A 12,226-nucleotide genomic window follows, 5' to 3' on the forward strand; every position below is an offset into this window, starting at 1 on the left:
GTTGGTTGCAGGTTCCCTGCGAAAGCCTTCCCGCATGACGACTACGACAACGGAAGCACGCACGCATAGCGGGCGGCTCATGCTCAACAAGGTCCCCGAGGTCACCGTCTGGTTCTGGCTGATCAAGGTCCTGTGCACGACGGTCGGCGAGAGCTTCGCCGACTGGATCAACATGCAGCTCGGCGTGGGCCTGGTGAACACGGCCTGGATCTTCACCGCGGTCCTCGTGGTGGTCCTCGCCGTCCAGCTGCGGCTCAAGCGGTACGTCCCTTTTCCCTACTGGCTGACCGTTGTCGTCGTCAGCGTGACGGGCACCCTCTACACCGACATCCTGACCGACCAGCTGAACGTGCCGCTGTGGGTCAGTTCCGCGGTCTTCTCGGTCCTGCTCGCGGTGGTCTTCGGCACGTGGTGGTGGCGCGAGCGCACGCTGTCGATCCACTCGGTCACCACCCGGGCGCGCGAGTCGTTCTACTGGCTGACCGTCCTGGTCACCTTCGCGCTCGGCACCGCGACCGGCGACTGGACGCTGGAGCTGACCGGCTGGAGCCCGGGCGTCTCGGTGCTGCTGCCGCTCGGCCTGATCGCGGCGATCGCGGCGCTGTGGCGCTTCGGTGCGAACCCGGTGCTCTCCTTCTGGCTCGCCTACATCCTGACCCGCCCGCTGGGCGCCAACATCGGCGACTGGCTCGCCTCCCCGAAGGTTGCGCAGAACCCGGGTGACCCGACCGGTCTGGCGCTGGGTACGTTCACCACCAGCCTGATCTTCCTCGGCCTGATCCTTGCGACGGTCGTCTACCTGACCGTGACGCGCTCGGATGTGACCGAGACCTACGAGGCGACCCACGACTCCGCAAACGCCACCACCCGTGGCAAGGAGCGCGTCGCGCTGGCCGGCTTCGGGCTCCTGGCCTTCGCCACGGCGGGCTTGCTGGTTTGGGCCCACGGTCAGCCGCACACCGGCCCGGCGCCGGAAACCGACACCACCTCCACCGTCCAACTCGCTCCCGGCCAGGCGGTGAAGAAGTTCCCGGCGGCGAAGGTCAACGCGCTGCGCACCCTCGCGTCGACCGCGCTCACCGACGCACGCTCGGGGGACGCGGCCGGTGCCCACACGGCCGCCCAGTCGCTGCGTGACCTGTGGGACGCCGACCAGGACACGCTCGAGCCACTGGACGAGACCGGCTGGACGTCCATCGACGCCCAGATGGACAAGGTGCTCAAGACCTTCGGTATCGACCACCCCAACGCGCCGCTGCCTGCGGCGCAGCAGGAGAGCGAACTGAGCGCCCTGCTCGCGGATCTGGGCTGACACGAACCGCAGCAGGCCCCGGCGGCAAGGTGCGCTCGCGTGCCGTGAATCCCGCCGGGGCCTGTGCGGGACCGAGCAACAGCGCCACGGTGAACACGGCGACCAGAGCGAGCCGCAGCTCACCGAGCAACGATTCGTCCGATATCAGCATCGGTGACACGGCCAGTGCCGCGCCGGATATCAGGGTCCAGAGCGGCATGGGGCGGCGATGCCCGAGCAGGTCCCAGATCAGCGCCCCGAGCAGTACCCCGGCGGTGTAGTACCCGTATACGCCAGGGTCCAGGGCGATGCGTGCGCCGACGCCGAGCAGCATCAGTGCGGGCCATCGCCGGCGCCGCACCGCCACGGCGCCGAGTCCGCAGCCCAGGACTATCTGCGCCGCCCGGTCCCAACTCGGCGTGCCGGAATCGCTCACGCCGAGTGCTCGCAGCGCGGATGACGGCTCGTTGGTGATGGTGAACGCCGAGGCCGCCGAGAGCGTGTGCGGGTCGGCGATCACAAAGGGCAGGTAGGCGACCAGGATCGTGACCACAGTCCACACCGCCGCGTGCCGTCGGGTATGAGCGGGCACGGTGAGGATCAGCGGCAGGAATACCAGCGCCCACGGCTTGGAGTCCACGGACAGCCCGATGCAGATCCCTGCAATGGCAGGCAGGTCCGCGCTCGCCGCCCAGAGCGCGAGCACCGCCAGGGTCAGGGCGAGCGCGTCGTCAAGGTGGCTGATGGCGACACTCAGATCGGTCCACCCGATCATGAAGGCGCTGCCGCCGATGAGCATCGTCAAGTGCAGCCGGTCATCACCCGCCAGTTCCGGGCGCACCGCCTCGACGATCCGCTCCAGGACGTAGAGCACGACCAGGCCCAGCGCCGCCATGAACACGCAAGCCGCGAAAAGCCCGTTGGTGCCTCCGAGGTGACGCAGGACCTCCGCGACCGCGAACGTGAACGGCCCGATCTGCAGCTGCGGATAGTTCGCGTACAGATCCAGACCCCCGGCGGCAGCCGACCCCGACGCGCCGTGGAACAGCAGAGTGCTGCCCTGCACGAAGTAATGCCACGAATACCCGCCGTGCCGGGCGAAGATGACCGCCCAGAACACCGTCACCCCGCCGAGGATGGCGAACCGCCGCCGCTGCCGCCGATCCGGGCCAGGGAGGTCCACCAACGTCCGGGACAGCCCCTCGGCCCGCGCGTCCGTCCACGGCGCGTCCAGTATCTGCGTCATCTCCCGCTCCCGATCGCGTCCGTGACCGCACACTCACTACACGGACGACGACCGGGCCCGCCGAAAAGCTCCCGCATTTCGTAATGAATACGTGCAGACTGGTTGTGGCAGTCGTTACACACTGCGTAGGCTTGCGTTTCACCGCTCAGCGCCTTCGCGGCGCCGGAGCCAAGTGTCCCCAGCGCCTCCCCGGCCTCGGCCCTGCCCTTGATCGCGGGTCTCGATAACGCCCTCTCAGAGCGGCGGCCCATAAGCAAGGGTCACCGTGCCGTGATGGGGCCGACCGTCCGCTGACGAAATCCAGTCGACGCGGATCGACTGCCCGGGCGAGAACTCGGTCATGGCGGCGATCTCGCCGCTGTACGAGGTGATCTTTCGTCCGTCGAGCGCGACGATCACGTCGTCGACGCCCACGCCCAGCGAATCCGCCGGGCTGCCCGGCGCCACGTCATCGACGCAGACCCCCGGGATGGCCAGGCCGGCCCGTGACGGAGCAAGCGAACCGTCCGGGGCGGCGGTTGCAAGATTGGTGCAACTCGGTCGGGCATCTGGGTCCAGGTACAGCTGATCGGCTTGATCACCGAGGAACGCCGTGGGGCCGATGTGAACCGTGTCCGTGGGGATGCCGGCCCGGATCTGCGCGGCGATGGCGCGTGCCCCGTCGATGGGGATCGCCAGGCCCGTGATCGGCTCACCGGAAGACCTCCATTCGCTGTTGCTGCCGACCGTGATCCCGACGACCCGGCCGTTCGCGTCCAGCAGCGGACCACCGGAATCGCCGTCGACGACGTCTGCACCGTGGATGATCAGCCCTTTGAGTGACTCTGATTGCAGGCCCCCATCCAGCGTCGCGGTCTGTCCGGTGGCGAGCACGGAGCCGGCGGTGTCGATCAAGCGGCCGTTCCCGTTCGCGTTGCCGACGGCCGTCACGCGCTGTCCGGGACGAACGGATTGGGAATCTCCCAGCGGTGCGGGGGAGAGGCCCGAGGCGTCGGCGAGCTGGATGACGGCGAGATCGTCGGCTACCGAGTAGCCGGCGACAGTACCGCGGTATCGCTTTCCAGTGGCTGGATCGGTTACGGTCACGCTGGTCGCGCCGCTGATCGCGTGATTGTTCGTGAGGATCTCGCCGTCGGTGCTTAGCACGATTCCGGTGGCGTCACCGCCGCTGTTCATCGTGCCGCCACCACTCAAGGCTTCCTCAGACCGCGTCGAAACGAGAACCACGCCGCGGTGCGCCGAGTCCTGCTGTGGGCTGGTCGCAGAATACTGCGACATCACGCCTCCGGCCGCCGCCACAGCGACGGCCAAGCCGACCGCCGACAAGCGCCATGCCGGCCGCAAAAACGCAAAACGTCGGGACGTGCCCCCCATAGCCACTAGATCAGAGTAAAGAGATGCTTTGGGCAACGCAAGGGCCTGCCGCAGGTTCCGCAGCCCCGGGTCGCAGGTTCAAAGCCTGTCAGTGCGACGATGAAGTCGCAGCCCGGACGCCGCTTCCGCCGGCGGGCGGGGCGGCCACGCCGCCGCGTGCTCCCTCGGCACAGCGGCGGCCCAGGTACTCGGCATGGGCATCGAGATGTGGCGCGTTGCCGACGGCCCTAGCCGGGCAGCGTTGGACTTCCCGACGCCGTCCGCAATCCACGCGTGGACGGCCCGATCGGTGATGCCGATGGACTGATCGCGGACGTCAATGTGGCCGATCGACGGCGCGACGAGCTTTCGCTATCCAAGTCCGTACGGATCCAGCGTCTTCGGCTCGAGCCCACGGCACGCCAGGTTCCAGACGGACTCCCCGTATTCCTTGAGCGCCATGGCCGCCTTGTCGGGGTCGACGCCAACCGACGCCTGCCGGACAAGCCCGTCGAGCCAGGCTTTGGCCTCGTCTTCGGCGCCGAACGACTCGGAGGCAGATCGGCGGCGCTTCTCCGCCGGATCCCGCCAGCGAGCACGAGCGCGATACGGGCTGGGGTACGGGCCGCGATACTCGATGTCTGTCGAGAGGGTGACGCCGAGCGGAATATCGATCTTGGCGACCATCAGTGGCCCACCCGCTTGGGAGCCGGGCTGGCGGTCAGTACAGGGTCGTTGGCCTGGGGGTATCCGAGCGTTCCGCGGCGGACGTGGACGGTGCGCAATCCATTTGGTTTCGTCGGGATGATGTCGTTGTCGCGGTGGTCGCCGACGTACGCGCGTCGGGCGGGAGGCGTAGTCTGAAACCTAATCCGATCGTAGTACGGCAAACCATATGCGGCTGCTCGAGCGTCATCGCTACCCGCCGGCTGTAAGCGCCCTGTCCCTATGAGGAAGCCGGGCCTCGACCCCGGCGACTTCGGGAGGCCGTCTACGACGCCTGTGCGACCGCCGTGCGGACCTTCGCCAGCAGCGCGCGCAACTGCTCTCGCTCGGCTCCGGTAAGCGTGCCTGTGGCTTCGGCGAGGGTTCGGGCGTCCATCGCCTCCGCCTGTTCGTAGTGCGCGCGACCGGATTCGGTGAGGGTGATCAGGAACGCCCGGCGGTCGTCGAGCTGGCGTACGCGCTCCACCAGCCCGTCCTGTTCAAGGCTGTCGACGATCGTCGTGGTGGTCCGCGCAGCGATGCCCAGCATCTCGCTCAAGTCGCGCATGCGCAGCGGCACGGCTTCGCGGGCGAGCATGCGCAGCGCGCGCAGACGAGCCACCGACGAGCCCGCCGGGCGCAGCCTGCGCTCGGCGAAGGTGCGCAACGCCACCGTGGTTTCGAACAATTCGTCGACCAGGGCATCGCTGCTCCCATGACGTTGCCGTGCCATTCAGCCCGCTCCCTCGAATCCATTTCTGAGCTAGCTCATAGTGAGTATGCTCAGTAATCATGAGCATCCACCCGCCGGGTCCATTCCGCGACCAGCGTGTCATCGTGCCGATCATGGCAGTGTTCACCGTCTTCATGGTGATCGTCGATGGCGCGATCACCACCGTGGCGCTTCCGTCGCTCGCGCGCCAGTTCCACCTGACCCCCGGCCGCCTCGACAGTGTCGTCGTCATCTATCCGGTCTGCCTGGGGATGGTGATCCCCGCCTCCGCCTGGCTGCTCGAACGCCACGACGGCCGCCGCGTGCTGCTCCTCGGCCTGACATTGTTCACCCTCGCCTCCGGACTGTGCGGCGCCGCGCAGAATCTGCCGCAACTGGTCCTCTTCCGCGCTCTGCAGGGCCTGGCGGCCGGGGCGCTCACACCCGTCTCGCAGGGGCTGATATTCAGGACCTTCACGCAGCACGAGCAGATACGGATGTCCCGGATCATGATCATCCCCCAGCAGATCGCCCCGGCGATCGCGCCGCTGCTCGGCGGCTCGCTCGTCGTGGCGCTCGACTGGCGCTGGGTCTTCTATGTGAATGTGCCCGTCGGGCTCGCGGCCGTCGTGTTCGGGCTGTTCTTCCTCGGAGAGCACCGCGATGGCCGCGCATCGCGACTGGACCTGGCCGGTCTGCTCCTGAGCGCCGCCGCGATGGGCTCCCTGATGTACGGGGTGTGCGCCGGCCCGGACCGGGGGTGGGCCACGCCCGCGGTCCTCGGGTCGCTGGCGTCCGGCGCCGTCCTGCTCGGCATCGCCGTCCACCACCAGTTGCGCACAGACCAGCCCGCACTCCGGCTGCGGCTGTTTGCCGACCGGATGTTCCGCAGGGCCTGCCTGGTCAGCCTCCTCGGACTCACTCCCACGATCGGCGCGATGTTCCTGGTGCCGCTGTTCGTCCAGCAGGCTCAGGGGCACAACGCCTTTGCGTCCGGCAGCACGACCTTCACCGAGGCCTTCGGCGTGCTGCTGACGACGCAGTTGGCCAGCATCCTCTATCACCGAGTCGGCCCCGGCCCGATCGTCGGGTGCGGGCTGCTCGGCGTGGCCGGCGTTGAGTTGCTTTTCGCGACCAGCGACGCGCACACCGGGCTGTGGACGCTGCGCCTGTTCATGTTCCTGCTCGGCATCATGATGGGCGCCTTCTTCGTGCCGGTGACCATCGCCTCGCTCACCACGCTCGACCGTGCCGACTCGGCCCAGGCCGCAACCCTGGGATCGGTCGTCCGGCAGACCGGCATGGCACTGGCGCCGACGGTCGTGAGCTCCGCCCTCGTACTCGGTGCACGTTCTGAACGGCAGACCGCGGGGACCTCGCCGCCAGTAGCCGCCTACCAGGCGGCCTTCCTCGTCCTCGCCGGATTCGCGGTGCTCGCCGCACTCTTCGCGCTTCGGCTGGGTCGTCCTCGCCCGAATCCGGGGGTCGAGTCGGATGGGTCGGCGAGCCCGCAGGCCTCCGCCGACGAGGACGCACGTACCGCCGGTCTTCCCGCCCCGGTCCTCGGCGTCGAAGACAGCGAATATCCTCGTGCCGCGGCATGAGGTCATGGGTGTCGCGCCGACCTGCGGCCCGCTCGCCGCGGGGGTCAAGATTCGACCGGCGCCAAGGGGTCAGTTTTCAGGTTCTGTCCCTGATCTTGTGGAGCGGTGAGGGAGCGTGCGATCGAGGTCTGAGATACTCGTCGACAGTGCGATCCTTCGATCTTCGATGTCGCTGATGGTGGAGATAGTGGTCTTGGATACCTCGGCACCGTAGACCTCGGCCGGGTGCGCGGAGATCTCCCCGTGCGTCAGGCCGCGGGCGGAGAGCGAGAGCACCATTTCGTCCACGCCCGACAGCCGCCGCTGCCGCTTCTTGACGATCTGCGGCTCGAACGTGCCCGCTCGGTCGGACGGCACCTTGACCTCGACCGGGCCGACGTCGGTCAGCACCGTCTTGGCACGCCGCCCGTTGCGAGAATTGCCCGATCCGTCAGCGGAGCCGTCGTGCTTGTCGTAGCCGAGGATCAGTGATCTCGCCCTCGAGCGCGGACTCCAGCAGCCGCTTGGTCAGCGCCTGCAACAGTCCGCCCTCGCCGGCGAGCTTTACCCCGCGCTCCTTCGCCTGCCCGACGAGCTGGTCGAGCCACCGCTCATCGAGCCCATCGAACCCCACCGGATCCTCGCCGGCGAACTGCTCCACCCACGGACTGCTCCACCACGGACTGATCCACTTCCATCGCGCTTATCGAATAGTTAGATCGCCGCCTCCAGCACTGCCAGATCCTCTTGCGTGAGCCGGATCCCTCCCGCAGCGACGTTCGCTTCCAGGTGCGCCAGATCGCCGGTCCCCGGAATGGCCAGGACATGTGGCCCCTGGGCGAGGGTCCAGGCAAGCCGGATCTGCGCAGGCGTCGCACCGTGGGCTCGAGCGATCGCCAGCATCTCGCTGTCTTCTTGCGCAACGGTGGGCTTCGGCGCGGCTCCCGAGGCCCGAGACCCGGCGATCGCGAAGAACGGCACGAACGCGATCCCCGCCTGCCCGCACGCCCGCAGTACCTCGGCCGCTTCGCGGTGTGCGAGGCCGAACCGGTTCTGCACCGCTGCCACCGGTGCGATGGCCTGGGCCTGCGCAAGCTGCTCCGGCGTCACACCCGAGAGCCCGAGCTGCCGGATCAGCCCGGCTTCCTGCAGTTCGGCCAGGGCGCCGAAGTGCTCGGCGATCGACTCGAACCGCATGTTGCGCAGGTACACCAGGTCCAGGTGGTCCCGGCCGAGCTGCCTGAGGTTCTCCTCGACGTCGCCACGCAGCTGCTCTGGTCGTGCGGCCTCGGCCCAGCCTCCGCTGCTGTCCCGGCGCGGGCCGACCTTCGTGGCGACCAGTACCTCGTCGCCGAACGGCGCGAGCGCGGCGTTGATGATCTCGTTGGCCGAGCGCAGCGACGAGAAATAGAACGCGGCGGTGTCGATGTGGTTCACGCCGAGCTCGACGGCACGGCGCACGACCGCGATCGAGGTGCCGCGTTCGCGCGGTGACCCACCATGGAAGGCCGCGGTGCCGGTCAAACGCATCGCGCCGAAGCCAAGGCGACGAACGTCACGCTCGCCGATCCGCCACGCACCCGAGTCTGCGGCGTTCGATGAGCCTGGGCTGCTGGAAAGCGAGGACACAGAAGTAGTCACAACGACTTCTATCATCCAGGCGGCTGCTTCCGCACCCGAAAGGTGTCCCCTCCACATGCCAGATCTACCTCCGGCAAGCAGATCCCCGCAGGTGCGGACCGCCCATCGTCACCATGGCGTCGGACGTGGTCGGCGATCTCCGACCGCCGCACAGATCAGAGCCGGATCGTGCGAGAATGCCGTGCCCGTGGAAACAGAAGCCTGGCTACCTGCCTTGCCTCGGCGTCGTACTCGCAGGCCACTTCATAGACGCGAAACGGCACTCCTGCGGACTTCAGGACATCGACCACTGCGGCCGGCGTGCACGAAACCCCGACTACGACGAGAACCGTGAATCCCTGCGAATTCAGAAAGTGCATGGAACCACGCCATTGTGCGGCGCCCACCCGATGACCGGACTGTCTGCGCGTGTGGCCCTGCGGTCCTGTCGCGGCGAGCACCGCGACCTCTGCGATCCGGTCCGATTCACGCTCCTCGCCTGCTTTCCCGTCAGTCTCACGGGAGGCGAGCGGCAGGGGGAACGCGCGACCGTCGATTCCCGTCGACTTCAGGATCAGGGCTCGCCCGGTCCAGTGGAGTACCGCTACGCCAAGCGAAGCGGTCACGGCACTCGGCTTTGGGTGTCCACCTGGAAAGGTGAACGCGGCCGAGGGCCGCCCCGATGCACCGGAGCCCGGGTCGAACACGATCGTGGGGATCGAGTCACCTAGCACCGCTATCTCGTAAAGCTTTTCGGCCAACCGCTCTGCGCGCCTGGCACGCCGAGCCCCCGGGGGAGCCAGCGGCCCCAAGAATCGCACCAAATCCAGGCCGCTGCCCCGGGCAGCGCTTCTGAACGTGTCCTGCACCCCGCCCTCCTACACCCTCACGCTCGCGAAGGTCACGCTGCTTCACCCCGTACCCGGCGTGCGGGCCAGAGTCATCGGCCAACCTTACGAGGCAGCCCGATGGACGATCGGACAGCCTGGCACGATGATAAGCAGCCTGACCTGGTCTGCGAAGTTCGAATGCGGTCCACCGGTCCACCGGTCCAAAGACACCCACTGCCGTGAAACCATGTGCTACCGCCACGAGCGAAAACGCCTCACGGTTGGTGCGTGACACCGGGCCTCGGGCTGTCGAGAACGCGCCATTGGTTCTGTCCCAGGGACGTCAGCGGCCACCATCTGTCGGCGGCGGCTGAAAAGTGGACCGGTGGCGGCGGGTGAAAGTTGACCCCTTCCGAGGGTCTGGCTCGTTGAGTCAGACCGGGAGGAGTGGTGATCAGCGTGGAGGATTGGGCGGAGATCCGTCGGCTTCATCGGGCCGAGGCGATGCCGGTGCGGGCGATCGCGAGGCAGTTGGGGATCGCGCGGAACACGGTGCGCAGGGCGATCGCGGACGACGCGCCGCCGAAGTACCGGCGGGCGTCGAAGGGTTCGATCGTGGACGCGGTCGAGCCGCAGATCCGTGAGCTGCTCGAGTCGTGGCCGGAGATGCCGGCGACGGTGATCGCCGAGCGGATCGGGTGGGAGCGTGGTCTGACGGTTCTGAAGGAGCGGGTGCGGGAGCTGCGGCCGGTCTACCGGCCGGTGGATCCGGCCTCGCGCACGGTGTACGAGCCCGGGGAGTTGGCCCAGTGCGATCTGTGGTTCCCGCCGGTGGATGTCCCGCTCGGGTTCGGGCAGGTCGGGCGGCCGCCGGTGTTGGTGATCGTCAGCGGGTATTCGCGGTGGATCGCGGCGAGGATGCTGCCGTCTCGCTCGGCGGCCGATCTGATCGCGGGGCACTGGCGGCTGCTGGCTGATCTCGGGTCGGTGCCGCGGGCTTTGGTGTGGGACAACGAGGGTGCGGTCGGTTCCTGGCGGCCGGGTGGCCCGCGGCTGACCGAGCAGTTCGCGGCGTTCGCCGGGCTGTTGGGTGTGAAGTTCGTGCTGTGCAAGCCGCGTGATCCGGAAGCCAAGGGCCTGGTCGAGCGGGCCAACGGCTATCTGGAGACCTCGTTTCTACCGGGCCGGGTCTTCGCCAGCCCGGCGGACTTCAACATCCAGCTCGCCGACTGGCTGGCCAAGGCCAATCGGCGCATCCACCGGGCTCTGCAGGCCCGGCCCGCCGACCGGATCGAGGCGGATCGCTCCCGGATGCTCGCCCTCCCGCCGATTGCGCCGCCGGGCTGGTGGAAGGCGTCGCTCAGGCTGCCTCGGGACCACTACGTGCGCCTGGACACCTGCGACTACTCGGTGCACCCCCTCGCAGTCGGTCGGCGCATCGAGGTTGCAGCCGACCTGGACCAGGTGCTGGTGACGTGCGGTGAGATCGAGGTCGCCCGGCATGTGCGGTGCTGGGCGAGGCATCAGACGATCACCGACCCCGATCACGCCGCGGCCGCGGCAGCCGCTCGAAGCATCGCGGCGGTCGGCAGGCGCCGGAGCCCGGAGTTGACCGAGGTCGAGGAGCGCTCTCTCGCCTCCTACGACCGGATCTTCGGGGTCATCGACGGCGGGCTGAGCACGGGTGAAGGGGCGGCGTGATGAGCAACCAGCACACCAAGGCCGGCACGGCGGGCCGGGACGTCTCCTCGGAGATCGCGTATCTCACCAGGGCTTTGAAGGCGCCGGCGTTGCGCGAGGCGGTCGAGCGCCTCGGGGAACGGGCCCGAGCCGAGGGCTGGTCCCATGAGGAGTACCTGGCCGCCTGCCTGCAGCGGGAGGTCGCCGCGAGGGATGCGCACGGAGCCGACGGGCGCATCCGCGCCGCCCGCTTCCCCTCCCGCAAGTCTCTGGAGGACTTCGACTTCGACCATCAGCGCTCGATCAAACGCGAGACCATCGCGCACCTGGGCACCCTCGACTTCGTCGCCGGCAAAGAGAACGTGATCTTCCTCGGGCCGCCCGGTACCGGCAAGACCCACCTGGCCACCGGGCTCGGGATCCGCGCCTGCCAGGCCGGTCACCGGGTCGCGTTCGCCACCGCCGCCCAATGGGTCGCCCGCCTCGCCGAGGCCCACACCACGGGCACCCTCGGCGAGGAGCTGACCCGGCTCGGCCGGATCCCGCTGATCGTGGTCGACGAGGTCGGATACATCCCCTTCGAGCCGGAGGCGGCGAACCTGTTCTTCCAGTTCATCTCCGGCCGCTACGAACGCGCCTCGGTAATCGTGACCAGCAACAAGCCCTTCGGCCGCTGGGGCGAGGTCTTCGGCGACGACACCGTCGCCGCAGCCATGATCGACCGCCTGGTCCACCACGCCGAGGTCATCTCCCTCAAGGGCGACAGCTACCGCATGCGCGGCCGCGACCTCGGCCGGGTTCCAGCAGCCGGCACCGGGGAATGACCAACATCAACGACGACCGGGGGTCAGATTTCAACCGTCGGAAGTGGTCCACGATTCAAGCGTCGCCGACAACCATCTGCCGCAACGGGGAAAAGGAGGAAGCAGTATGGCGATCGAGCGGATGGACAACGTCTGTCGGCATCGTCGTCGAGGACATGGACGGACCAGAACCCGAACACCGAACCACTCAGCCGCGAAGGCCAAGCCAGGCGAACGGCGCGGCGCGCTGGAGGTGGCGATTGCGCGGTTACCGCGTGGCTGTGACGTCTTCTGCGGAGCCCGCTTTGACGTCCTGATCTGAGCCCATCGAGGGGGCGTGCGCGGGGGTACGCCATGTGTGTCGTTTCGAAGTGGACCCGGACTTTCTCTTGCGGTGCAATGC

General features: G+C 68.2%; 10 protein-coding genes and 1 pseudogene. 4 read left to right on the forward strand and 7 right to left on the reverse strand.

Annotated features, from left to right (window positions below; translation table 11 throughout):
• Window positions 1-34: 34 nt before the first annotated feature.
• Window positions 35-1,312, forward strand: a complete 1,278-nt coding sequence (locus tag KDK95_RS23570; protein ID WP_212520445.1) for a COG4705 family protein — start codon at window positions 35-37, stop codon at window positions 1,310-1,312.
• Here KDK95_RS23570 and KDK95_RS23575 read toward each other — a convergent pair.
• From KDK95_RS23575 to KDK95_RS23590, 4 genes are all read right to left on the reverse strand, one after another.
• Window positions 1,221-2,537: a hypothetical protein gene (locus KDK95_RS23575; protein WP_212520446.1), complete on the reverse strand. Its 1,317-nt coding sequence runs from the start codon at window positions 2,535-2,537 to the stop codon at window positions 1,221-1,223. The two genes, KDK95_RS23570 and KDK95_RS23575, sit on opposite strands and share 92 nt — an antisense overlap.
• Window positions 2,538-2,771: 234 nt before the next feature.
• Window positions 2,772-3,815, reverse strand: coding sequence for a S1C family serine protease (locus tag KDK95_RS23580; protein WP_212520447.1), 1,044 nt, complete (start codon window positions 3,813-3,815; stop codon window positions 2,772-2,774).
• Between the two features lie 447 nt (window positions 3,816-4,262).
• Window positions 4,263-4,577, reverse strand: coding sequence for a hypothetical protein (locus KDK95_RS23585; RefSeq protein ID WP_212520448.1), 315 nt, complete (start codon window positions 4,575-4,577; stop codon window positions 4,263-4,265).
• 304 nt (window positions 4,578-4,881) lie between these two features.
• Window positions 4,882-5,328, reverse strand: coding sequence for a MarR family winged helix-turn-helix transcriptional regulator (locus KDK95_RS23590; protein ID WP_212520449.1), 447 nt, complete (start codon window positions 5,326-5,328; stop codon window positions 4,882-4,884).
• A 59-nt stretch (window positions 5,329-5,387) separates the two neighbouring features.
• Between KDK95_RS23590 and KDK95_RS23595 the strand changes: the two genes are divergently transcribed.
• Window positions 5,388-6,911: a DHA2 family efflux MFS transporter permease subunit gene (locus KDK95_RS23595; protein ID WP_212520450.1), complete on the forward strand. Its 1,524-nt coding sequence runs from the start codon at window positions 5,388-5,390 to the stop codon at window positions 6,909-6,911.
• 168 nt (window positions 6,912-7,079) lie between these two features.
• On the opposite strand, the pseudogene KDK95_RS23600 reads toward KDK95_RS23595, so the two are convergent.
• The 3 genes and pseudogenes from KDK95_RS23600 to KDK95_RS23615 all read right to left on the reverse strand — a co-directional run.
• A pseudogene (locus tag KDK95_RS23600) lies at window positions 7,080-7,588 on the reverse strand (transposase); the annotation flags it as partial.
• A 16-nt stretch (window positions 7,589-7,604) separates the two neighbouring features.
• On the reverse strand, window positions 7,605-8,546 hold the full coding sequence (locus KDK95_RS23610) for an aldo/keto reductase (RefSeq protein ID WP_212520456.1): 942 nt from the start codon (window positions 8,544-8,546) through the stop codon (window positions 7,605-7,607).
• A 140-nt stretch (window positions 8,547-8,686) separates the two neighbouring features.
• Window positions 8,687-9,271, reverse strand: coding sequence for a hypothetical protein (locus tag KDK95_RS23615; RefSeq protein WP_212520452.1), 585 nt, complete (start codon window positions 9,269-9,271; stop codon window positions 8,687-8,689).
• 519 nt (window positions 9,272-9,790) lie between these two features.
• On the opposite strand from KDK95_RS23615, the gene istA reads away from it, so the two are divergent.
• A complete protein-coding gene (gene istA / locus KDK95_RS23620; protein WP_212520453.1) occupies window positions 9,791-11,041 on the forward strand; it encodes an IS21 family transposase in 1,251 nt (416 codons plus the stop codon).
• A complete protein-coding gene (istB, locus tag KDK95_RS23625; protein WP_212520454.1) occupies window positions 11,041-11,844 on the forward strand; it encodes an IS21-like element helper ATPase IstB in 804 nt (267 codons plus the stop codon). Before istA ends, istB begins: the two co-directional genes overlap by 1 nt.
• Window positions 11,845-12,226 lie beyond the last annotated feature (382 nt).

Origin of the sequence: Actinospica acidithermotolerans, from assembly GCF_018139625.1 — a bacterium.
In the GTDB taxonomy this organism is placed as follows: Bacteria; Actinomycetota; Actinomycetes; order Streptomycetales; family Catenulisporaceae; genus Actinospica; species Actinospica acidithermotolerans.